The sequence below is a fragment of the Hyphobacterium sp. CCMP332 genome (assembly GCF_014323565.1).
Lineage (GTDB): Bacteria > Pseudomonadota > Alphaproteobacteria > Caulobacterales > Maricaulaceae > Hyphobacterium.
Genome location: NZ_CP058669.1, coordinates 2484047 through 2509342, shown reverse-complemented (window position 1 = coordinate 2509342; position 25296 = coordinate 2484047). Strand labels below are relative to the sequence as shown.

Annotated in this window: 10 protein-coding genes and 1 tRNA gene; 3 read left to right on the top strand and 8 right to left on the bottom strand. The window is 60.0% G+C overall.

The genetic code is table 11. From position 1 onward, the window contains the following. Positions 1-86: 86 nt before the first annotated feature. The gene (locus HXX25_RS12510) at positions 87-13955 is read right to left on the bottom strand and encodes an Ig-like domain-containing protein (RefSeq protein ID WP_187166231.1); all 13869 of its coding nucleotides are present in this window, start codon (positions 13953-13955) and stop codon (positions 87-89) included. 533 nt (positions 13956-14488) lie between these two features. Here HXX25_RS12510 and HXX25_RS12505 point away from each other — a divergent pair. Further along, a protein-coding gene (locus HXX25_RS12505) for an IS3 family transposase (protein WP_187166230.1) occupies positions 14489-15840 on the top strand; the annotation gives its coding sequence in 2 pieces (ribosomal slippage) (positions 14489-14825 and positions 14825-15840; 1353 coding nt in all). A gap of 121 nt (positions 15841-15961) precedes the next feature. Here HXX25_RS12505 and HXX25_RS12500 read toward each other — a convergent pair. The 3 genes from HXX25_RS12500 to HXX25_RS12490 all read right to left on the bottom strand — a co-directional run bounded on the left by HXX25_RS12500 (position 15962) and on the right by HXX25_RS12490 (position 17653). Continuing rightward, a tRNA-Leu gene (locus tag HXX25_RS12500) sits at positions 15962-16048 on the bottom strand. Positions 16049-16135: 87 nt separating this feature from the next. Further along, entirely contained in the window at positions 16136-16390 is a 255-nt protein-coding gene (locus HXX25_RS12495) for a hypothetical protein (RefSeq protein ID WP_187166229.1), read from the bottom strand. 48 nt (positions 16391-16438) lie between these two features. Then, on the bottom strand, positions 16439-17653 hold the full coding sequence (locus HXX25_RS12490) for a hypothetical protein (RefSeq protein ID WP_187166228.1): 1215 nt from the start codon (positions 17651-17653) through the stop codon (positions 16439-16441). 188 nt (positions 17654-17841) lie between these two features. Here HXX25_RS12490 and HXX25_RS12485 point away from each other — a divergent pair, with 188 nt between their 5' ends. Continuing rightward, positions 17842-18801, top strand: a complete 960-nt coding sequence (locus HXX25_RS12485) for a complex I NDUFA9 subunit family protein (protein ID WP_187166227.1) — start codon at positions 17842-17844, stop codon at positions 18799-18801. Here HXX25_RS12485 and HXX25_RS12480 read toward each other — a convergent pair. The 4 genes from HXX25_RS12480 to HXX25_RS12465 all read right to left on the bottom strand — a co-directional run bounded on the left by HXX25_RS12480 (position 18798) and on the right by HXX25_RS12465 (position 23909). Next, entirely contained in the window at positions 18798-19598 is an 801-nt protein-coding gene (locus HXX25_RS12480) for an undecaprenyl-diphosphate phosphatase (RefSeq protein ID WP_187166226.1), read from the bottom strand. The genes HXX25_RS12485 and HXX25_RS12480 overlap by 4 nt on opposite strands. A 309-nt stretch (positions 19599-19907) precedes the next feature. Beyond that, positions 19908-20573, bottom strand: coding sequence for an outer membrane lipoprotein carrier protein LolA (locus HXX25_RS12475; protein WP_187166225.1), 666 nt, complete (start codon positions 20571-20573; stop codon positions 19908-19910). A 54-nt stretch (positions 20574-20627) separates the two neighbouring features. Next, on the bottom strand, positions 20628-21494 hold the full coding sequence (locus HXX25_RS12470; protein WP_187166224.1) for an SMP-30/gluconolactonase/LRE family protein: 867 nt from the start codon (positions 21492-21494) through the stop codon (positions 20628-20630). A 54-nt stretch (positions 21495-21548) separates the two neighbouring features. Next, positions 21549-23909 (bottom strand): DNA translocase FtsK 4TM domain-containing protein, encoded by a 2361-nt coding sequence (locus HXX25_RS12465; protein ID WP_187166223.1) that lies wholly within the window; start codon positions 23907-23909, stop codon positions 21549-21551. A gap of 121 nt (positions 23910-24030) precedes the next feature. Between HXX25_RS12465 and HXX25_RS12460 the strand changes: the two genes are divergently transcribed. Beyond that, positions 24031-25296: a UbiH/UbiF/VisC/COQ6 family ubiquinone biosynthesis hydroxylase gene (locus tag HXX25_RS12460; protein ID WP_187166222.1), complete on the top strand. Its 1266-nt coding sequence runs from the start codon at positions 24031-24033 to the stop codon at positions 25294-25296.

Here is a 25296-nt window from a genome sequence, read left to right as displayed (position 1 = left end):
CTCTCGAAAAATATGTACCCGCAAATCTACCCGCAATTTGATTGGCGTGTTGGCTGCGCGTGTCAGAATCACGGGTGGTTGCCCCGCTACCGCCCAACTCTCCAACCTGTCGTGCCATTAGCAATCAGCAACGCTGGCTGGCCATTATCGTTGGCGGGTAGATCGACGAGGCCGAGATAGAAGCCGGACTGTGCGCAGCCTGACAGGCTCAAGGTTGCCGCTTGTGTCGCCGGGCCTGAGGCCTGACCGTAGACGGCGCAGCCATCGATATTGCCGCGGATTTCGCCGGTTTGGGAGAGGATGAGGTTACCGCCGAAGTTTCCAGCCAGGTCTGTCCAGCTGGTGGCCATGTCGGAGCGCGCATCACGCACACCCCAGAACTCACCGACCTGTTCGGCCCAGGGGCCACCAAGACGGATACCACCTGCCGAGGTCCAGACACCGTCATTGCCCAGGGCCATGAAGCGCGCTTGTGTGCCGTCCTCATCGTCCGCTGCAATGGCCTCGATTGTGGTCAGGCGTGGCGTGATGCCATCATCGACCAGAACCTGACCGGTCTCGGTAACGTAGAGCGAGGTTCGGGCAAGGCCTGGCCAGACGCCATCCGGTTGACGCATCAGCACGCTCCAACGGCCTTGGGGTAGGCTGGAAGCGATCTCTGGCGCATCAGCTGGTGCCGGGGCTGTCACGGCCGCAGAGGTCGCCGAGCGGCTTACACCATTCGCATCGGTAAAGCGCAGGAAGACGCGGGAGTTGGCCGGATCAAACGGGATACCGCCCGTGGAGGTGTCACGCACGAAGGCCGCAAAGAAGAGCGGATCACTGCCCGTCATTGTCGAGGTCACACTTGGGCCCCGCGGGGTCAGACAGATCGCCAATGCATTGATCTGGCATATCTCCAGGTTAAGCGGCAATGTCGCCGCACCGGTATCGACCGTGGTCGTTAGCGTGACTTCATTACGCCCGCCTGATCCGTCACCAATGCCGATATTGATGACCGAGGCCGACATGAATTGAATGCCTCCAGCGACAGGTATACGGATCACGCCATCACCTGATGGTGTAGCAGAGATCGAGAGAAGATCAGGTGTTGGTGCTGCTCCGATATTCAACAAGACATCATTGACGCCGACAATGGGATCAAGGCTGGCGTTCTGACAGGTGATGACAGGCAGGAAGCTGTAACCATCAGGGCCAGTCTGCGCGGTGGGTGTCATCCCAATGACGAAGTTCAATGCCCCGCCCGGAACAATATCAAAGAGCGGACTGTCCGGACCGGTTGGATCCCCGTTGGTATCCAGCTGGTTATAGCCAAGTGTGACCGGGGCTCCGGCAGGCGCAGTCACCTGACACGATTGGGCCGGGCTGGACGTACGAGAGACCACCGACAGGAAGGCGGAGATCACCGGACCCCCGACATAGCCTGAGCGCGCACCCGGCAGGGTGGCGGCGACAATGCGGCCAGCTGGCGGAGTATCAAGCGTGAAGCGCGCTGAGACCGATGTATCAGCACTCATCGTGACGCCGCAGGTCGCGGTCGCGGTGCCGATACAAGGCCCCGCTGTCCATCCCGCGAATGTGGAGCCGGTATCTGCCGCAGCGGTCAGTGTGACAGATGTGCCAAGCGTATAGTCCTGCGAACAATCAGTTCCGCAATCGATGCCGACTGGCGCGCTGGTAACCGTGCCAGACCCCACACCGGGCAGAGAGACGTTGAGCGTGCGATCCGCATCGTGAGCGATAGAGAACTGCGAGGCCGCTGTGCTGTCATTGCCCACAGCGTCGATGGCTGCCGCAGATGCCACATCGACCGTGGTCGATGAACCGGCACCTGGCGTGATGGTTGCGGTGTAGATGGTGGCACTGGTGGCAGCGAAGTTCGAAGCCGTGCCATTGCCGACCGTCAGATCACCCACATCAAAGCCGGTGACGTCTTCCGAGAAGGTCGCGGTGAGAGTGAACGGGCCGGAGATAGGCGCAGTCGCTGTTGTGGTAAGCGCCACAGTCGGGGCGGTATTATCCAGCGTATAGCTGTTCTCATTGGCCCCGCTTGGTGTGGTGTTGGTCAAAGCATTGCCCGCATCATCGGTGATGTCCTGGCCTTGTGCAAAGGACAAGGTGACCACGCCAGTATAGCTGGCCAGGTCTCCGCCCGAAGCGGTGACTGTGAAGGCGGAGGAGGACACAACCATCGGAGCGCTATAGCCATTGCCCGTCACACTTGGCGGAAGGTTGACCGCCTGAGGCGAGACAGATGTCACCGTGCCGGTTGTGCCCGATACGGCAAAGTCACCGGTACCAATATCCGTCACGTTTTCAGAGAAACTCACCAGCCAGACCAGGCTGTCCGCATTGGTCAGTTCTGTAGACGGGGTGTTGCGCGCGATAGACGCAACTGTCGGTGCATCCGCGTCATTGATGACAGACCAGGCGCGTTCATCGGTACCGGTGGGTGTCGTATCGCTCAGCGTATTACCCGCTTCATCCGCGATATCCTGAGCCGCCGCAACGGACAGTGTGACGGTTGCATTGAGATTAGCCAGATCTCCACCTGATGCCGTGACGTCATAGCGTGCCCCATCAATGGCCGTGACATCCGTGACCGTTGCCGTTGTGCCGGTCACAGAGAAATCTGCCGCCCCGGCATTGACCACTGTCTCAGAGAAGGTCACCCGCCAAACCAGGCTGTCTGCATCCGTCGGAGACACAGACGGTGTCTGGCGCGTGATGGAAGCCACCGTCGGGGCGGTCTCGTCATTGGTCACCGAGAACTGCGTCGCCGCTGTGTTGTCATTGCCTGCGCCATCGGTTGCAACAGAACCCGGCACATCAACGGTCACAGCTCCATCGGCCGCAGGCGTAATCGTTGCGGTGTAGACCGGAGCGGCACTGTCATCGAAGGCAGAGGCTGCGCCATTACCCACCGTGATGTCACCGACCACGAAATCCGTCACGTCCTCATCAAAGGTGAAGGTCGCTGTGAAGGCCCCACTGACAGGACCAGCAGGTCCGGTGATCGCCAGCGTTGGCGCTGTCTCGTCATTGGTGATGGAGAACTGGGTGGCCGCCGTGTTGTCATTGCCAGCGGCGTCTGTTGCGACAGAGCCAGCAACATCCAGCGTCACTGCGCCATCAGCGGCAGGCGTGATGGTGGCGGTGTAGACCGGAGCGGCACTGTCATCGAAGGCAGAGGCTGCGCCATTACCCACCGTGATGTCACCGACCACGAAATCCGTCACGTCCTCATCAAAGGTGAAGGTCGCTGTGAAGGCCCCACTGACAGGACCAGCAGGTCCGGTGATCGCCAGCGTTGGCGCTGTCTCGTCATTGGTGATGGAGAACTGCGTCGCCGCCGCATTGTCATTGCCCGCCGCGTCCGTTGCGACAGAGCCAGCCACATCCAGCGTCACTGCGCCATCAGCGGCAGGCGTGATGGTGGCGGTGTAGACCGGAGCGGCACTGTCATCGAAGGCAGAGGCTGCGCCATTACCCACCGTGATGTCACCGACCACGAAATCCGTCACGTCCTCATCAAAGGTGAAGGTTGCGGTAAACGCACCCGATACAGGACCCGTTGGGCCTGTAATCGCGAGCGTAGGTGCCGTCTCGTCATTCGTGACAGAGAACTGCGTCGCCGCCGTGTTGTCATTGCCAGCGGCGTCTGTTGCGACAGAGCCAGCAACATCCAGCGTCACTGCGCCATCCGCTGCCGGTGTGATCGTGGCCGTGTAGATCGGAGCGGCACTGTCATCAAAGGCAGAGGCTGCGCCATTACCCACACTGATGTCGCCCACCACGAAGTCCGTCACATCCTCATCGAAGGTGAAGGTCGCCGTAAACGCACCAGACACCGGACCTGTCGGCCCCGTGATGGCCAGGGTTGGAGCCGTCTCGTCATTGGTGATGGAGAACTGGGTGGCCGCCGTGTTGTCATTGCCAGCGGCGTCTGTTGCGACAGAGCCAGCAACATCCAGCGTCACTGCGCCATCAGCGGCAGGCGTGATGGTGGCGGTGTAGACCGGAGCGGCACTGTCATCGAAGGCAGAGGCTGCGCCATTACCCACCGTGATGTCACCGACCACGAAATCCGTCACGTCCTCATCAAAGGTGAAGGTCGCTGTGAAGGCCCCACTGACAGGACCAGCAGGTCCGGTGATCGCCAGCGTTGGCGCTGTCTCGTCATTGGTGATGGAGAACTGCGTCGCCGCCGTGTTGTCATTGCCCGCTGCATCGGTGGCGACAGAGCCAGCAACATCAAGGGTGACCGCGCCATCCGCCGCTGGCGTAATCGTGGCCGTATAAATCGGAGCAGCACTGTCATCGAAGGCAGAGGCTGCACCATTACCCACCGTGATGTCACCCACCACGAAATCCGTCACGTCCTCATCAAAGGTGAAGGTCGCTGTGAAGGCCCCACTGACAGGACCGGTTGGACCGGTGATGGCCAGTGTTGGAGCTGTCTCGTCATTGGTGATGGAGAACTGCGTCGCCGCCGTGTTGTCATTGCCCGCTGCATCGGTGGCGACAGAGCCAGCAACATCAAGGGTGACCGCGCCATCCGCCGCCGGTGTGATCGTGGCGGTGAAAAGATCTGTAGGTGTGAAATGCCCGTTATATAAACTGGCCGATGGGGCCTGAAAGTTCGATGCTACGCCATTGCCGACTGTGATATCAGCCAGCACAAAATTCGATACATTCTCATTGAAAGTAAACGTCGCCGTGAAGGCGCCGCTCGCAGGACCCGTCGGCCCGGTAATGGCGGTCGTGGGAGAAACAGTATCGTAGGAAACGATTCGCTGGACGCTGGCGCTCCCCGAATTTCCTGCGACATCGACAAAGGCATTGTTGGGTACATCAATGGTGACTTGGCCCTCCAGCAGAGGCGTGATTTCAGCTTCAAACACGGCGGCAATTTCACAGCTGCCCAAAATAACGCCCAGCGGGTCCCCGCAGTCATAGGTCTGGGTAAAACCGGAGAGCGTGCCATTGCCCACAATAACATCGTCGGCAGTAAAGCCTGTGACAGACTCCTCGAAGGTGTAGTTGACCGTGAAGGGGCCGTTGGACGCGCTGGGCGCGCTGATACGGGCAACAGGTGGAACCGTGTCATAATATACCGGGAAAGACCCGGATGCCGCATTGGAATTTCCAGCGACATCATTGAGGGTGTCAGCATTTACGCTTACGTCGATCCGATATCCACTCGCGCCAACCAGAGGACGATCAACCCCATCTTCCTGATCGGCTGCAGCGTTGGGGTCCAAACCAATCAGGGCCGTATAGACGGTAGCGGACGTCACGGCGAAATTCGATGCGATGCCGCCGCTGATGTTCAGATCATCAATTGTGAACCCGGTCACATCTTCGTCGAATGTAAACGTCACGAGCGCAGACGTGTTGACCGGAACCGAAGGTCCGGTGATGGTCAGCCCCGGGGAAGTCTGGTCATTCGACACCGAGAACAGCGTTGCGCCCGTATTCAGATTGCCCAGCGCATCCGCTACCGCATCGGCATTGAAGTCGATGACAACGAGGCCATCGGCATCAGGAAGGACCTGCTGTCGAGCGGTCAATGCATCGACAAGCTCACTATCCCCAAATGATCCATTGGTGATCGCGAACGGATCATCGACAAAGGCCAGACCCTGGATGGGATCCGAGAAGACCATAACGACGTCGAATGCGCCGCTGACCGGCCCAGCAGGGCCGGTGACCAGTAATGACGGTCCGGTCGCATCCTTCGTCGCGCCGCCTGTGACTGCCTGGCCTGCATTGCCAGCGGCATCGGTCAGCGTCACGGACGCAGTAATAATTCCGTCCGGCAATGTTGATGCATCGATTGGCGGCAGGGTTCCGCCTGCAATTGCGACCGCGCCGTCCCCTGTAAAGGGCGTTCCGCCGCCGCTGGACGACAGGGAATAGCTGTAGGTTGAGCCCAACTCGAATCCCGCGAATGTCAGCGATACAGCGCCGACATTGGCCTGCGTAATCGGATCCTGATCAATCTCGAATGTATAACCGGTCGGCGCAATCTGGTCATTGGTGACGGAGAATTGCGTGGCGGCCGTATTGCCATTGGTAGCGCTATCGATAGCCGCAGCTCCAGCCACATCCAAAGTCACAGCGCCATCGGCAGCGGGTGTGATGGTCGCGGTATATACGCTGGCACTTGTCGCCTGGACGTCGGACGCCGCGCCATTGCCTACCGAGATGTCGCCGAGCGCAAAGCCCGTGACGTCCTCATTGAAGGTAAAAATCGCCGTGAAGACTCCACTCACAGGGCCCGCAGGTCCACTGATATCAAGTGTAGGAGCCGCCTCGTCATTGGTGACAGTGAACTGGGTGGCCGCCGAGTTGTCATTGCCTGCGATGTCTGTTGTCACAGCTCCTGCTAGATCAACAGTCACAGCGCCATCGGCCACCGGTGTGATCGTCGCGGTGTAGATAGACGCGCTTGTCGCCTGAACGTTGGACGCCGCACCATTGCCAACCGTGATGTCACCAACGGCAAAACCGGTGGCATCTTCAGAGAAGGTGAACGTCGCCGTAAAGGCACCAGATATGGGCCCTGGTGGGCCCGAGATCACGACGGATGGCGGAGTGAGATCGTATTGCAAAACGAACTGCGGCGCCGCGATATTGCCATTCAAGAAGGAATCAATAACCGAGTTGGCCGGGACATCGACCGTGACAGGACCTTCCGCGATCGGCGTTACCATCAGCAGGGCGCCACCGCCGCCCTGGGGTTCGAAGTCAGACGTCGTCGCATTGCTGACGATCACGTCGTCAATCGTCAAACCTGTTACGCCAACGGTACCCGGCGGGCGGATGAATATCTGGAATGGCCCATTCAGAGCCGTCACGGCACCACCAATTCGGGAAATGATTAGTGTCGGGTGATCGTTATCGACGATACGAAGAAATCGGCTATGGTCGGCAAGTGACGTTGCGCTATTCCCGTTTCCCGCAACGTCCGTTGCGGCGTCAACGGGAATATCAACATAATAGACGGTAGAATAAGAGGGCTCTGGCGGCGTCAGGATCGCCGTATAGACGCGCGCACTGACGACCTGGAAATCCGAAAGCGTATTGGGCGCGACCGACTCCGCAGCTGAACTGATTTCGCGGCGGGTCACAACAATATCGTCGATGGTAAACCCTGCCACATCCTCGTTGAAGGAAACGGTAACGTTGAATGGTCCATTGGCATGGCTGATACTGCCCGGGAGCGGCGGCGTTGTGGTGCTAACCGAAACACTCGGAGGCGCCAAATCAGCCAGAACCGCAAACGGATTGGAAGCCGAGATTGAGTTCCCGTTGCCGGCCGCGTCCACGGCACGCCCGGGGCCGACACTGGTCATGTAGTATTCGCTGCTGGTCGGGGTGATGGTTGCGGTATATTCGCGCGCGTTAATGGTCTGAAAATTCGTCGCCGCACCGGAAACGAACACGCCGCCGCTGCCTGAGCCTGAGCCGTTGCGGGTAACGACAATGTCACTCAGTTCAAATCCGGTCACATCCTCGGAGAAGGTAAACGTCACATCAAAGGGGCCGCCAACTATTCCCGCAGGGCCGGTGATCTGAAGCGTTGGCGCGACCGTTTCCTTGGTCGCGGTATCGGTTGCGGCAGCGCTGGTGTTTCCAGCCGCATCGGTCAGCGTGATCGACGCCGTAATCGTGCCATCCGCAAGTCCGGATGCATCCGTGCCCGGCAAAGTGCTTGCGGCGAGAACGGCTGTTCCGGAGCCAGTAATAGGTGCTCCGCCGCCACTGGATGACAGCGAATAACTATAGGTCGTACCCGGTTCAAATCCCGCAAATGACACTGAAACCGATCCGACATTACCGAGATTGATCGGGTCCTGATCAATGGTGAAGCTATAGCCTGAAGGCGCCACCGTGTCTTTTGGCACAACCGCATTGGTCGTGGGCCCTTCATTTCCAGACGGATCAGTGGATTGATAGGCAAATGTGATATTGCCATCCGGGAGACCGGCGGCCGCGCCAAACGGGATCGCAACACGTCCGCCTGTCGAGGCAAATGGCCCGAGAGTGCTGGGTGTGCCGCCGCCCGAAGACGAAATCACGACCGTTGACAAATCGGCATCGTCAGCTCCGGTGACCAGAATAAGGGCCGTGTCGATATTGCCCGCGTTGATGGCCGGAAAGTCAGCGACCATGGTCACACCGGAGGGCGGAACTGTGTCCTTGGTCGCCGTATCGGTATAAGTAAAGCCGGTGTTTCCAGCGGCATCTGTCATGGTGATGGAGGCCGTCAGCTGGCCGTCTGCTAGCCCCGACAAGTCAATGCCGGGAATCGTGAAGTCCGTGGACGTCACACTGCCGCTGCCGGTAATCGGCGCTCCGCCGCCACTGGAGGTTACGGAATAGGTATATGTAGTCCCGGTCTCCAGCACAGACACATCAAGCCCTACGGCGCTCTCATTGCTCAAATTGACCGGGTCGGGCTGGATATTAACCGAGGTCCAACCGGGTCCCGTCGTGTCTTTCAGGACAGTCGCGGTCACCGTCACGCCGACATTGCCGGCAGAATCGGTCAGCGCGAGCGATGCGGTCAGCGTGCCGTCCGGCAATGCGGACGCGGTATCAGGATAGACTGTTAGGGAGACGGCTTCACTAGATGAGGATGCCGTTGCTGATCCGGTAATGGGTGACGCCCAATGGGGCTGGCTGGACGACAGCGCATAGTCGTAACTAGCCCCGATTTCGAGACCGGTGAATGTAAGCGATATGGCGTCATCATTGGCCGCGTTGACGAAAGGCTGATCGACCGCGACTGCGTAACCGGATGGCGCGGCATTATCGAGCGTGAAACTCTCGTCCGTCGTGGGTTCTGTCCCTGGCAAACCATTTCCAGCTATGTCGGAAATGTTTCCGCTGTTCGATAGATTGAGACCGACAGTGCCCGTGAAGCTGGCCAGATCGCCGCCCGAGACCGTGATGTCGATATCCTGCCCTGAAGAGGCCGACACCGCCGAGACGATAGCTGTGGTGGTGCCATTCACGGCAAAATCATCGACCGACACCATGCCAACCGGCTCGTCAAAGGTCGCACGGAAAACCAGCGAATCTGCCTGGGTCAGCGCGGCCGTGGGCGACTGGCGCGAAAAGGCAAGCAGAGCCGGGGCCGTGACATCGGGTCCGAAACGTTGTGCCCGAACGGCATTGCCGGACAGATCGCCCCCCGTCGCCGCCTTGTCGGTCCAGCCAAACAGGAAGCCCCCGTCAGCATGCGCGGCAAGAGTTGGGTTAGACTGATTGCCGGCCGTCGTTGAGTTGACCAACAATTCTCCGCCAACCGCAGTCCCATCGGCGAGATAACTCTGTGCGAGAATATCCCGGCCATCACCACTCGAATGCCGTCCGTCCCATGCGATGACGAACCCGCCACCCGCAAGCGACGACACTTGCGGGTCGAAAACGCCGAACTGAGCACTGGTTGCAACGGTCAATTCAGAGCCGGCGGTTGCCCCTGCGTCGTCAAAGACCCGGGCGGTGATGGTGCTCGCGCCCTCCCAGGCAAGGGCATAGCCCCCTCCGGGCAGTGCCGCGATACTAACATCTTCGATACTGTCAGTGCTCGACGCAACAATGTTGAACGGGGCGTCGGGTATGCTCGCGGAATCGAAATGCCGGGCATCCAGCGTAAAGGTCGAGCTGGGCTGGACGGTCGCCTCGTCTTCGTCAATCCAGGCCACGACAAATCCGCCACCGGGCAGGCTGGTGATGTCAGAGCCATTGGCAAAACCGTGATTGTCTTTACTGACGACAACGGTCTCGCTACCCAGCGGCGAGCCACCCGCATCGAATTGCTGCACGTATACGGTTGCCGTATAGGTTGACGGACCTGTGCCGATACTTTGCTGCCAGATGATGGCAAATCCGCCGCCCGAGAGCGCCGTAATCCCGGCCAGAGACTGGCCGCCTGAGATGGATGTATTGACCTGAAAATCCACAGCGATCGGCGCGCCATTGGCGTCGAGGACGCGCGCGCGAACTGAACCATCAAGATCAGAGGCATTGCCGCCATAATCGTACCAGGCGGCCGCATAGCCGCCGCCGGTCAGGGCAACAGCTTGCGGCCAGTACTGGCTACTTGCCGTCGTCGAATTGACAACAAATTCAGAGCCGGCGGGCGCACCACTTGGCCCATACATCTGGCCGCGAATGGCCGACCCGGAAGTGTCATCGCCCGTTTCGCTGTAATCGGTCCAGAGAACGAGTGACTGGCCGTCTATCCCGCCAGCGATGGCCGGGACATTCTGATTTGCCGCTGTGGTGGTGTTGACGAGGAATTCATCGCCAAAAGGCTCCGCAGCCGTAATGAGCCGAACCGAGAAATCATTGGTCCCTGTCGGCGTTGTAACGGCCAGTGTGTTGCCGACGAGATCGACGATATTTTGGGCGGCGGCGAAAGACAGGACAATAGTGCCATTGTAGGTGGCCAAATTGCCGCCGCTGACAGTAATGTCAAAGATACGGTCGGACATGGGTGTCACGGACGTGATTGTTGCTGTCGTCCCGGAAACGACGAAGTCGGCAGCGTCGACATTGCTGACCGCTTCATCAAACGACACGCGCCAGACGAAGCGCTCAGCAATGGTGATGGCAGCGTTGGGCGTTGCCCGTTCAATTGAGGCGACTTGCGGCGCGGTCGCGTCAACGATCTTCACATAGGTGCGATCATTCACGCCCGATGGGGTGGTACTACTCAGCGACCGTCCGGCCGCGTCAACAATGTCCGGACAGGCACTAAAGCCCAAAGTAAGGGTCGCGACTACAGTCGCCATATCACCGCCGGATACGGTCACATCCGTTACTGTACTCGACACGTTGTTGACACTGATCGTTCCGGTCGTGCCTGTGATGGTAAAATCGTCCGCCGTTACATTTGATACTAGCTCGTTGAATGTCACGCGCCAGGTCACACTTGTTGCGCCAGTGGGCGAACTGATCGGATTAAATCGTTCGATCGAAACAAGGCCCGGCGCTGCTGCGTCATAGGCGACCGAGAATTGTGGGGAAGCCGTATTGCCATTGCCGGCGGCGTCCGCGGCACCGCCTTGCGGAACATCAATGGTGACACTCCCTTCGGCAATCGGTGTGATTGTCGCGGTGAAGACCGTGGTGCTGACTGACTGGAAGTTCGAGAGCGTTCCGTTGACAACAGTCAGGTCCCCAATCGCGAAATTGTCGGTCGCGGATGAGAATGTCACCGTTGCCGTAAAGGCCCCAGCCACTGGGCCGCTCGGGCCGGTGATGGCGACTGTCGGCGCTATGTTGTCCAGCGTATAGGTTTCTTCAGACGCTGGTGTGAGGCTGACGATCTGATTGCCAGCCGCATCGGTCAGCGCACTCCAGAATGAATCGGTCGATACCAGATCGACATCGACCGTGCCGTTCAACGTGGCCAGGTCTCCGCCGGAGACCGTCACGGTATAGGTATCACCGGACCCGGTTGTGATGGCTGTTGCCGTGCTGCCATTCACGTCGAAGCCGACATAGATCACCGGCTCATCGAAGACCGCACTGAAGACCAACGTGTCGGCATTGGTCACCTGACCAGCGGGCGTCACACGGCTGAACGCCAAGGCATTGGGCGGCGTCGTATCAACAACAATGATGAAGGGTGCCGAGGCCGGGCCGGTATTGCCCGCCAGGTCGGTCGCCGTCGCCGTAATCGAATGCGTACCGGGTGTCAGGTTTGACGGCGTCACCATCCAATTGCCACTGAAGCCGCGCTCATCCGCGGTGCTGATGTTAGCGACAGTCGAACCCACCACACCATCAAGTGATGATGTCAGTGTGATCGTCGCGTCGGTTTCAATGTGTGTGCCGATAATCCGCGGTGCCAGAACCCTGGTAATTCCATCAGAATTGCCGGCCCCGCCATCACCGTTGCCGGCCCCGCCATCATCGGAGAGGTGCATGTAAAGGTCCGTCGGCGCGACCGGTAGGACCGTGTCATAGATCACCGATAACCCGTTGGACGCCAGATTTGGATTTCCGTTCGTCCCGTTCGCGGTGTCGGCTCCAATGCTGATGACAACCGAGCCCTGGCCGGACGGCGTGATTGTCACCGAAAATTGTTTGGCGTTGTCGGTCTGGAACAAGGAGGCGACCCCGTTGGTGACCGTAAAGTCGTCGATTGCGACGCCCGTCATGTCCTCAGTAAAGGTCGCCAGCACCACGAAGAAAGCCGCATTGGTGTGCGTGCCGACGGCGCTCGACAACACCACTTCCGGCGGGGTGATGTCAGCCGTTACCAAATATTGCGTCGCCGCCGTATTGCCATTGCCCGCCGCGTCCTCGACACGATCCGCGGCAAAATCGACCGTTACTGAACCATCAGCGGTCGGGGTGATCGTCATCGACGCCGTTGAATTGGCACCCGGTGTAAAGTCGGAAATCGTGCCGTTGACGACAGTCAGGTCGGTGTCATCATAGACGCTGACGTCTGAACTGAAACTCACATCCAGCGCAAAATCTCCATAAACAGGCCCGGCTGGACCTGAGAGGAAGACGTCAGGCGGAATGTGATCGATGATAAAAGTCGCATCATTCGTGCCGGTGGGTGTCGCATTGGCAAGTGAATTTCCCGCGAGATCCTGTATGCGCTCGGTTCCGAAGGTAAAAGCGCTAACCCCGTCATCTTCATACCCGGCAGCGAAGAGGTAGGTCGTCCCTCCCACTGCGGCTGTCGTGACGGAAGCAGCGCCACCCAGTTCGAGCGCACCGCCGGAACCGTCATCGGTGATATTCGCGACATTGGTCAGACTGCCACCATCCGCGACAGCGAACCAGCTGACGCCGTTATCAATAGCCCCGGCAGCGAAGAGGTGGGTGATCCCTCCGACCACGGCTGTCGTGAGGGAACGGGCATCATCTAGCTCCAGCGTCGCATTATCGGTGACATTGGCGACATTGGTTAGGTCGACCGTCCCGCTCGCATTGGGCTCGACCGAGAAAACGCTCACCCCGTCATCATTCTGTCCGGCGGCGAAGAGGTAGGTGGTCCCTCCGACCACGGCTGTCGTGACGGATCGCACAGCACGCAGTTCGAACGTCGCATCATCATCATCGGTGACATTGGCGACATTGGTTAGGTCGACCGTCCCGCTCGCATTGGGCTCGACCGAGAAAACGCTCACGCCGCTATCATTCTGCCCGGCGGCGAAGAGGTAGGTAATCCCTCCCACCATGCTTGTCGTGACAGAGATGGCACCATCGAGTTGGAGCGTCGCATCATCGGGAACATTGGTGATATTGGTGAGACTGCCATCTGCCGCGACCGAGAAAACGCTCACGCCGGCATCAAAAGACCCGGCAGCGAAAAGGTAGGTAATCCCTCCCACCACGGCTGTCGTGACGGATCGGGAACCAGCCAGTTCGAGCGTCGCATCATCGGTGACATTCGCGACATTGGTGAGACTGCCATTCGCCGCGACCGAGAAAACGCTGACGCCGTCATCAAATACCCCGGCAGCGAAGAGGTAAGTAATCCCTCCCACCACGGCTGTCGTGACGGAATATGCACCATCGAGTTCGAGCGTCGCATCATCGGTGACATTCGCGACATTGGTCAGACTGCCATTCGCCGCGACCGAGAAAACGCTGACGCCGTCATCAATAGCCCCGGCAGCGAAAAGGAAAGTGGTCCCGCCCACTACGCCTGTCGTGACGGAAGCGGCACCATTCAGTTTGAGCGTCGCATTATCGGTGATATTGGCGACATTGGTCAGAGCGGGCGGACCGACCAATGCGTCCAGCGTCACCACACCGTTAAGGCTAGCCATGTCGCCACCCGAGAGCGTGACGTCGGTCTGCGTGCTTGAATTATTAGTGACAGCCAGCGTGCCGGTTGAGCCTGTCGAGGTGAACATGCCCGGCGTGACGGTCTGCACCGCCTCATCAAACGTTAAACGCCAAGTCACGCTGTCGGCGTTAGTTGGCGATGTGGCAGGGGCCTGGCGTACAATAGACGAGATCGTTGGCGGTGTCGCATCCTGTGCCTCGGCGGCCGGCGCGAACAGCGCACCTAAGCCCAAAGCCAATCCAGAAAAACCAACCAGCGCTAGTGCTCGAAATGAAAATGACATGCAATTCAGTCCCTTAATGTAGCACAAACAGGTTACTGTGCATGACATCAGCGCGCCGTGCCGACCGAACTGAACCGTTGCTATGCGGCCTTCTAAAGCACTCGGCAAGCGACTTCGCGTGGCAGGGCACGTGCTGCACTCACTTGCACCCCCGCAATTCGTTGGGTTTGACGCCTATTTGATGGACGAGCGTATTGCTTAATAGGACGTGTCCCATTCGCTATTCACTATAGGCAATCAACCCTTTATCGCTGACCGGGGCATTCAGGAGATTCTACGGCCGTGTTCCCCGTCAGCACCTATGGCACAGGTTTGGGGTTGTGATTTAAGGAGGATTTGGGTCTCGTCGTAATGACGAAGGAATGAAGATGAGACCCAAATCAACGAAGTCCAAAAAGCCTGTTGATCGTGTGGTGAAGGACATTCGCCGTGCGACGCGGCGGCACTTCTCGGCTGAAGACAAGATCCGCATTGTTCTGGAAGGCTTGCGCGGTGATGACAGCATCGCCGAGCTATGCCGCAAGGAAGGGATCGCCCAGAGCCTTTATTATACCTGGTCGAAGGAGTTCATGGAGGCTGGCAAACGCCGGCTTGCCGGTGACACTGCGCGTGCAGCCACCAGCGATGAGGTCAAGGACCTGCGCCATCAGGCGCGTGACCTGAAAGAATGCGTGGCTGATCTGACATTGGAGAACCGTCTGCTCAAAAAAAGCATTCTCGCGGATGGGGGAGACGGCGCATGAGATATCCTGCAGCTGAGAAGCTCGAGATCATCAGGCTCGTCGAGCAGTCCCACTTGCCTGCCAAGGTCACGCTCGACAAGCTGGATATAGCGCGCCGGACCTTCTATCGCTGGTATGACCGGTATCTGGAAGGCGGACCTGAAGCGCTTGAGGACCGGCCATCTGCCCCGAGCCGGGTCTGGAACCGCATTCCCACCGAGGTGCATGACCAGATCATCGAACTGGCGCTGGAGCAGTCCGAACTGAGCCCGCGGGAACTGGCTGTGCGGTTCACCGACGAGACGCGTTACTTCGTGTCTGAGGCCACGGTTTACCGGCTGTTGAAGGCCCATGATCTGATCACCAGCCCGGCCTATGTGGTGATCAAAGCTGCCGATCGTTTCCATACCCAGACGACCCGGGTGAACGAGATGTGGCAGACGGACTTTACCTACTTCAAGATCATCGGATGGGGTTGGATGTATCTGTCGACGGTGCTCGACGATTACTCGCGCTACATCATCGCCTGGAAGCTGTGTTCGACCATGCGGGCCGAGGACGTCACCGACACGCTGGATATGGCGCTGGAAGTCTCAGGCTGCGACCAGGCTACGGTGATGCACAAACCCAGGCTGCTCAGCGACAATGGCCCCAGCTACATCGCTGGGGAGCTGGCAGACTATATCGAGGCCCGGCGCATGAGCCATATTCGCGGCGCTCCGTTCCATCCGCAGACGCAAGGCAAGATCGAGCGCTGGCACCAGACCTTGAAGAACCGGATACTGCTGGAGAACTACTTCCTGCCCGGCGACCTCGAAACGCAGATCAAGGCGTTCGTCGAACATTACAACCACCGGCGCTATCACGAGAGCCTGAACAATGTGACGCCTGCAGACGTCTACTTCGGAAGAGCACAAACCATCATCAAACAACGTGAAAGGATCAAGCGACAGACCATCGCACACCGGCGCTTGCAACACCGAAAACACGCCGCCTAATATCAACCCACCAGACGAGGCCGATGCTCCACTAATCTACGATGCCATCTGTGCCAAATGTTCTGACGACGGACAATTTTAATGATTTATGGAGTTACTTGGTCAATTGCGGATGATGCAATGGTGCCCAGGAGAGGACTCGAACCTCCACTTCCTTTCGGAAACCAGCACCTGAAGCTGGCGCGTCTACCAGTTCCGCCACCTGGGCAGGTAAGCAAGGCGGGCGACATACGAATTGCGCGCGCGCCTGTCAATTCGGATATCACCGCCGCGGCGGCCTTCCTTCAGTTGCCGCTCAGCGTTTCTTTCCGGAGACGGTGTCGACGATGGCGTTCGCATCTTCCGCGCCGCGCCGCACATGCACCAGATCGCCCGGCTCGGCCCAGGCCGGGCGCAAGCTGTCCGAGGCCAGAATGACGGCGGAATAATCGCCCATCTGGTCCAGAGCGGCCCGGTTGAACAGGCGCTGTGAGGCGCTGTCGCCTTCAAACAGGGCGCGCGGCGTATCATCCTGCCGCAGCGATTCCGGTGAGCTTGTTGTCGGAGCCATGGGCAGTCGATCCTTTGAGAGCTTGCGGTAGCGATACCGTTTCATTGTTTATTCCCCCTTCCCCAATCCGGGTCCCGTCAGCGCCTCTATGGGCGCTTTGCGTTTGACCCACTTAAATCCCTCACGCTTGGTTATAACGGCGGTGTCGACGGGGCCGCCAACGCCTTCCGGGCCCAGCGACATCCGCATCTTAACAGAAGTCAGGTGAACCAGCGACTCGGCCAGCCAGGCCATTTCGTCCGGCGGCATACCCTGCAGGGTCGAAGCAAACGGCCCCAGATGCATATCCTGAATATAATCCCGCAGATAATCGAGAAACACCGAAATGAAGTCATCCGACATCGCCGCGTTTTCATGCAGCAGCCGGGACTTTTCCTGGTCGTTCTTCGCAAATTCGTTGATCAGCCGGTCGCCATTGGCGCGGATAAGGTCGCGGAATACCGTGAGCGAATAGTCCAGAAACGACGGATCCACACCGTGCACCATTGAAATCATGACATTGCGCACGGCAAACGGCAGAACGTCTGCGGGGTGATCCACGGTGATGTGACTCTCCGAGCGCGGCGACACGGCCAGCCGCCCGGCAATGACGCCATCCGTCTCCAGATTGATCAGTGACGGAAAGGTTTCATCGCCCCCAAAGCCGGCAACCACCAGACCGGAGCGCGCCACGGTTTCGATATCGGCAATGGAGAGCCGGTGCAGAAGCCGCGGCAATTGCCGCTTGATGTCGGTATTCATCCGCTCGCCGATGCGTGAATGCAGAAGCGTTTCATAGCGTTGCATCAGATCGGGGAAATTGCGCAGGAATTCGCCCTCGCTGAGATCGGCCAGCGCCGGATGCACGCGCCGCGATTCCACATCTCTGATCAGCGGTTCCAGCGAGCGGTTGACCAGCGCGCTGGCCTCGATTGCGCGCAGGAATGCGGCTGTCTTGGTAAACACGGCGATCTCGCTATCGCGCATCGAGAAATCATGAAACTGGCCGGCAAAGTCAAAAAAGGCCTCGCCCCAGCGCGCGATCGTGGCGTGTCCGTCATGTCCATGACGCTCGCGGAATTCCTTGATGATGACTTCCCACGGCACCCGCATGAATTCGGCATTGCCATAGATCATGACCCCGACCGGGTGTTCCCGCGACAGGTTGAACAGCTTGTCGACGCTGTCATAGGTCTTGATATTCATGCCCGAGCCGAACGTGGCCTTGGAGTCCGCCGCCAATGCCACGGCCTGCTTGTTCAGCAAGGCGACCTCTGCTGTCATCCCCTCAATTCACCCCCGAAAACCCGTGTTTTTGTTCTGGTCAGGCCCAACCCTAGCGCCGCGGGGCGGCCAAGAGGAGTCGGTTCGCGCGCTACGGGAATGTGAAACGCAGTGACGCATGGACAGGCGCGTCGATTTCTGGTCTATGCAGAGCCTCTCTTGAAACGCTTTCCGGAGGCATTTGGCTGATGCTGCGCGAAGAAATGATCACGGTTTTTGGCGGGTCCGGCTTTGTTGGCCGCTATGTGGTGCGGGCTCTGGTGAAAAAGGGCTATCGCGTCCGGGTCGCCACGCGCCGGCCGCATCTCGCGCTCGACATGAAAGTCACCGGCGTCGTCGGCCAGGTGCAGCTGATGCAGGCCAATGTCCGTAATCCGGCCTCCGTGGCCCGCGCGGTATCCGGCGCGCATGGCGTGGTCAATCTCGTGGGTATTCTGGCCGAAGGCGGCAAGCAACGCTTCGCCAGCCTGCAGGCCAAAGGTGCGCAGAATATTGCCGAAGCCGCCGTCGAAGCGGGCGTACAGCGCTTTGTCCAGATCTCCGCGATTGGCGCCGATGCCGACTCGGATTCGCGCTATGCGGCGACCAAGGCAGAAGGCGAAGCCGCGGTAAAAGCGGCGTTTCCGGGGGCGGTCATCCTGCGGCCCTCCATCGTTTTCGGCACCGAGGACGAATTCTTCAATCGTTTTGCCAATATGGCGCGTTATGCCCCGGCCCTGCCTTTGCCGGGGGGCGGCAAGATGAAGATGCAGCCGGTTTTTGCCGGTGATGTGGCCGCCAGCGTGGCCGCCTCAATCGAAAATACGGCGATCAGCGGCGTCTATGAGCTCGGTGGACCGCGCACCTATACCTATAAGGAATTGATGGAATTCATTCTGAAAACCATTGATCGCCCGCGCTTTCTGGTGCCGGTGCCGATGTTTGCCATGTCACTGATCGGACTGGCCGCGGAAATCGCTGCCATCCTGCCTTTCGTCCAGCCTGTCCTGACGCGTGATCAGGTCACCTTGCTGGGCGAGGACAATGTGGTGGCATCCGACGCTCACGGCATCGCGGATCTGGGCATTACGCCGGAAACCATTGAATCCATCGTGCCGGTCTATCTGGAACGCTATCGCCGCAACGGCCAGTTCCACGAGATGGCCTAGACCAGCAGCCAGAAGATCAGGCCGGCGAGGATCAGCCGGTAGATCACGAAGGGCAGGAAGCCGACGCGCTCGACAAAGCGCATCATGACGGCAATCGACGCCCAGGCTGACAGAAAGGACAAGGCGGCCACGATCAGCCCGTCCGTCAGGCTCGCACCCTCATTTCCGCCCTGCGCGAGGTCCAGTCCGGCCACCAGCGCAAAGGCGGCAATCACCGGAATCGCCATCAGCATGGAAAAGCGCGCCGCTTCGCTGCGGCCAAGGCCCAGCGCTCGACCGGCTGTCATGGTCACGCCGGAGCGGCTGGCACCCGGGATCAGGGCGAAGATCTGAACTAGGCCGATCAGGAAGGCATCGCGATAGCTCATGGTTTCGGTGGTGACGCCGGCGCGCCCGTATTTGTCCGCGGCCCAGAGCGGAACCGCAAAGACAAGGGTCGCAATGCCGATAATCAGGGGGGATCGGAACAGATCGGTATGACCGGTCAGGTAGAGCGCGCCGGCGCCGATAATGATCGGCGGCGTGGCGGCACCGATCAGCAGAGCCAACCGCCCGCCCGGCGTCATACGCCCCGACAACCAGGCCAGCTTGCCAATGGCAACATCGCGGATATCCCGCCAGAAATAGACCAGGACGGCGACCAGGCTGCCGGCATGGGCCATGACATCGATCAGCGGGCTCTGGTCCTCCATCCCGGCGGCAATCGGCGCCAGAATGAGGTGGGCCGAGGAGGAGACCGGCAGAAACTCGGTCAGGCCCTGAACCAGCGACAGCAGAATGAGTTGGGAAAGTGGCATCAGCGACTCGTCATGGCAGAATCAATTCGCCCCTTCTTTGCCGCCAAGTCGTGACGAAATAGAAAACGCCCGGCCGCGAGGGGTTGCGGCCGGGCGCTTGCTGTGCGCCGTCGAAACTGTTGCGCATGCATCGGGAGGGGACTCCGATGCGATCAGGACGGCAGACCCGTCAGCGGGGGGACGACGCCGATCCAGCGCCCTAATCAGCCGTTACATTAAAGACACGAGCTCTAAAAAAGTGCAAATTAAAAATAAGAAAGAATTTGTATGTGTCATTCTTGCTACATATTCTGTAACAGAATGTGATCGCTACTGGCGGCGTCCGCGACGGTCGTCTTCCGGGTCTTCCATCACAAAAAGCCGTGGATTCAAACGCACATCGGTTTCGACATCCGTCAACGTCACCCGCGTGGTATAGCCCAGCGAATCGGTGATGAACCATTCTTCCAGTACATAGTTGTCGGGATTGAAGGCAAAAAGCGCCGTCCCGTCCATTTCATCGCTCCGGTCGCGTGTCGCGACATAGAGATAGCCATCTTCCTGCCAGACGTCGGTGACATTGGCGTCCTCGGCCAGATTGACGTCCGGCTTCAACAGCCACCAGAGCGGGGTGGAGCGCAGTGGCACCCGGTCGACCGTATCCAGGTCAGAATCCGCAATGGCGACCGTCGTGCCATCAGCAACCACGAGCAGCGGCGACGGCGCATCATATTCAAAGCGCAAACGGCCGGGCCGGCGGATCGACAGGACACCGCTGGAGGATAAAAAATCCGGCGAGATCTGGGTGAAACGGGCCTGATAGGTCTCGATACCATTCAGCCAGGCATTGACGCCCGACAGGGCCGCCTCGGCGTCAAAAACGTCCGGTTCGGCCACGACCTCTTCGGCCGGCGCCTCATCAGTGATCGCGGGTGCGGCCGAGGCGGGCGCATCCTGAGCCATCAGGGCGAGGGAGAAAAAGAGTTCAATCAACATGCGAGTCATATTGCCCGCGAAATTGCGGCGGCGTCATGGCATAAGCGCAGCGTATCAGTGGCTAAAGCGGATCTGCCAGGCGGAAACCTCGCCCGGCTGCCAGTGCGGAATGATCGGGACATCGCCCAGCACATAGCCGTCATTCATATAGATGCCGGCCTCCCGCGAGTCGGCGAGCACGGTAAACGATCCGTCCGGCATGAGATGATAGAGCTGGCCCGGCCATTCGCTGGCGAAATAGGCGCCCTGCCCGTCGGGCGCGATCAAATCGCCATCGCCCAGCCCGTCGCAAATGACGGCAATGTCGGCGCCATCCGGACTGATGGACACAAAGCGGCCCGCCATGGTGACGGCCAGCATGCGGTCCGCCTCCATCCACAGTCCGTTGATGGCGGACAGCGCGTCATCCTCGGCCCAGACATGCACCATTCCGTCTTCCAGCACATAGATGCGCGCGGTCGCGGAATCGGAGACATAGATGCGACCGTCCGGTCCCGCGACGGCATCATTGAGAAAGCCGGCGCCGGGTGCCGGCCAGCTACTGACGATCTCGCCCGTTTCCCGGTCGAGGCAGACAATCCGTGTGATGTCGGTAACATAAAGCCGGTCCCCCACAAGCGCCATGCCCTTGGGCGCATCCAGCCCGGTCGCCCACTCCAGCGTCTCGATATCGCCCTCCGGTGTCAGGCGGGAAATGAAACCGTTGCCATCGCGGGCACCGCCTTCGCCGTTGACGTTGGAAACAAGAATCAGACCGCTTTGCGGGTCCGGCAGAACGCTTTCGGGAGCGGCAAAGCCGTCCGTCCGCCAGACCTCCGTGAGCTCCACAGACTCTATCGGTGTCGACGCCGATTGTGAGCAGGCCAGACAAAGGGATCCGGCCAACGGGCGAGCGGGGGCAAACAGCGATAATTTCATCATGCGCGGATTTATGCCCGCTCTCTTCGCCGGAATAATCTCAAATTTGCGTGAGAATCACGCCGCGTTGTGTTCCGGCAAGAAGATGTCGCGTTTCCCGGCATGGTCAGCGGGGCCGATCATGCCTTCATTTTCCATGCGTTCGATCAGTGTCGCCGCCCGGTTATAGCCGATCTGCAGGCGGCGCTGGATATAGCTGGTCGAGGCCTTGCGGTCGCGCGCAACGACGGCCACGGCCTGATCAAACAGATCATCGCCCGATCCGCCGCCGGCCTCGTCAAAGGGCGAGGGCATATCGTCATTGTCTTCGGTGACTTCTTCCAGATATTCCGGCGTGCCCTGTTTTTTCAGATAGGCAGCGACGTCTTCGACTTCCTGATCGGACACGAAGGGGCCGTGCAGGCGGCGAATACGTCCGCCCCCGGCCATGTACAAGAGATCGCCCATGCCGAGCAGCTGTTCGGCACCCTGTTCACCAAGGATGGTGCGCGAATCAATCTTCGATGTGACCTGATAGGAGACGCGGGTCGGGAAGTTCGCCTTGATCGTACCGGTGATGACGTCAACGGAGGGGCGCTGCGTCGCGGTGATCATATGAATACCCGCGGCGCGCGCCATTTGCGCCAGGCGCTGCACCGTGCCTTCGATTTCCTTACCGGCGACCATCATCAGATCGGCCATCTCGTCGATGACGACCACGATATAGGGCATCTTGACCGCCTCGATGGTCTCGGTCTCATACATCGGCTCTCCGGTTTCGCGATCATAGCCGACCTGAACTGTACGCTCGAGCGGCTCGTCCTTTTCCAGCGCTTCGGCGACGCGCTCATTGAAGCCTGCCACATTACGCACGCCGATCTTGGACATGCGTAGATACCGGCTTTCCATTTCGCGCACCGTCCATTTCAGCGCGGCGACGGCCTTCTTCGGATCGGTGACGACCGGAGACAGCAGGTGCGGAATGCCGTCATAGACGGACAATTCCAGCATTTTCGGATCGATCATGATCATCCGGCACTCGTCCGGCGACAACCGGTAGAGCAGGGACAGGATCATGGCATTGATACCCACCGACTTGCCCGAGCCGGTGGTTCCGGCGATCAGGAGGTGGGGCATGCGGGCGAGATCGGCCACAAAGGGCTCGCCATTGATGGTCTCACCCAGCGCCATCGGCAATTCGGCTTTGGATGCCTCGAAGGCGGAGGAGTTGAACAGGGCCCTCAGGAAAACGGTCTCGCGCCGCGGATTGGGCAATTCAATACCGATGGCATTCTTGCCCGGCACCACGGCAACCCGTGCGGCCGTCGCACTCATGGAGCGGGCGATATCGTCAGACAGGCCAATGACCCGCGAGGATTTCACACCGGCAGCCGGTTCGAATTCATAGAGCGTGACCACCGGGCCGGGCCGCACCTGTCCGATTTCACCGCGCACGCCGAAATCTTCCAGCACGCCCTGAAGCAGTTCGGCATTTTGTTGCAGGGCCTGCGCATCCACCGATTCCGTGCGCACCTGTGGCCGCACCAGAAGATCCAGTCGTGGCAGTTTGAACCCGCCTGCGAGCGAGAACGGCAAGGCGCCCTGTGCTTCGCGGGCTTCGCGGCCGGAGGCACGCGGCTTGCGCGTCGGGGCCACTTTCACCGACGGTATCACGGGCTCCATCGCCTTGCGGCGGCGTGTCCGCGGGCGCGGCGCGGCAGCCACATCATCAGTGCCGTCCGCTCCGGCTTCGCCTTCTCGCCAGGGCAGACGGCCCAGCGCCGCATCGATCCAGACCCGCAGAGTTGCCCAGGCCAGGCTGGCCGTATCAGCGGCGGCCACAATATCGGACGGGCGCAGGCCGAAGGTGAAGAACACGCCCAGTATCGAGACCAGCAGCCCCAGCCCGGCGGCGATCGCCATCGGGGCGGGTGCCCCCATCGCGGTCAAAGGGTCGGCGAGCGTAAACAGCAGGCCATCGCCCAGCACCCCGCCCAGACTGACCGCAAACGGCCAGGCTTCGGGGATGGGCAGGGCAGCCACTGCCATCGCAAATCCGAGAATGGCAAATCCGGCCGCCAGAATGCGCAGGAGTTTGAAGCCCAGCGAGCGCGGCTGATAGCGGCGCGTCATCTTCATCACGCCCCAGACCGCCAGCACCAGCGGCACACCGCCAGCGGCCCAGCCCAGAGTCTGTAACAAGAGATCGGAGAGGATCGCGCCGAACGCGCCCAGCGTATGAGTCACGGCTTGCGCAGAAGCGACATTCCAGCTCGGATCCAGCGGATTGTGATCGAGCAGGGCAAACCCGGTCAGCCCCGCCAGCGCCACCAGCAGACCGCCCGTTATCCAGGCACCCAGACGCGACATCCAGCCGGAACCCGCACGGCGGACCCGGCCCGAAATATTGTCGGAAGAGACAGCATCATAACCCGCCATGCGCGCATTCAATCGCGAAAGCGTGAGTCGATGGTAAATACGGGTTAAGATAATGCGGCTTTGCGCACCTGCGGCAGCGCGCCCCCTTCCCCCTGACCGCAACCGGTATAAAGTCCGCGCCATGACAAATTCATTCGATAGCGATGTGATTGTACTCGGTGGCGGGCTGGCGGGGCAGACCCTGGCGCTGGCGCTGGATCAGGCCGGCGTGTCGGTGACGCTGGTCGATGCCGCGCCGCTGGACGACATGCTGGCCCCGGAATTTGATGGCCGCGCCTCGGCGCTGGCCTACACCTCCTATCGCATGCTGGAAGTGATCGGCGCGGCCGACCGGATGCGCGCGCATGTGCAGCGGATCGAGCATATTCTGGTCTGCGATGGCCGCCCCTATGGCGGACCAAAGCCGGGCGGGCCGGGGCCGCACACGCTGCATTTTGACCGCCGCGAAATTCACCCAGAAGATGAAGGTGAGCCTTTGGGCTGGATGTGTGAAAACCGCCATACCCGCCATGCGCTGACCGCATGTCTGAAGGCGCGCAAGGACATTCAGCTGGTCGCGCCAATGAAGGCGGATCGCTGGGAGCACATTCCTGGCGGTATTGAACTCTTCCTGGAAGATGGCCGCAGTTTGAAAGGCCGCCTTCTCTGCGCCAGTGATGGGAAATTCTCCCGCTCGCGGCAGCAGGCCGGAACGCGCACCGCCGGCTGGGGCTATGACCAGACCGGCATTGTCGCCACGGTCGAACATGAAAAACCACATGATGGTGTGGCGTATGAATATTTTCTGCCAGGGGGTCCCTATGCCATCCTGCCCTTGCCGGGTAATCGGGCCTCGCTTGTCTGGACCGAGCGTACCGAAATCGCCAATGCGATATTGAAGCTGGACGCGGACGGCTTTCAGGCCGAGCTCGACAAGCGCTTTGGCGACTTTCTGGGGGCGGTGAAGGAAGCGGGCCCGCGCTGGGGCTATCCCCTGTCCGTGAAATTCGCCGAGCGGTTTTACGAAGACCGCATCGCCTATGTCGGCGATGCCGCGCGCGGCATTCACCCGTTGGCCGGGCAGGGCTTCAATCTGGGCATCCGCGATGCCGCGGCGCTCGCCGAGGTTCTGGCCGATGCGAAATCGCTGGGCATGGAGCTCGGCTCACCGGTCACCCTGCAACGCTATGCCAAATGGCGAAAGCTCGATTCCATGGGGCTGGTGGCGGCGACGGATATGTTCAACCGTCTGTTTTCAAACGATATCGGCCCGCTGCGCCTGGTGCGCGGGCTGGGCCTGTCGCTGGTCGACAAAATCCCCGCCGCCCGGCAATTCTTCATGCGCGAAGCGGGCGGGGAGACCGGCGATCTACCGAAATTGCTGAAAGGCGAAAGCCTCGCGGCCTGA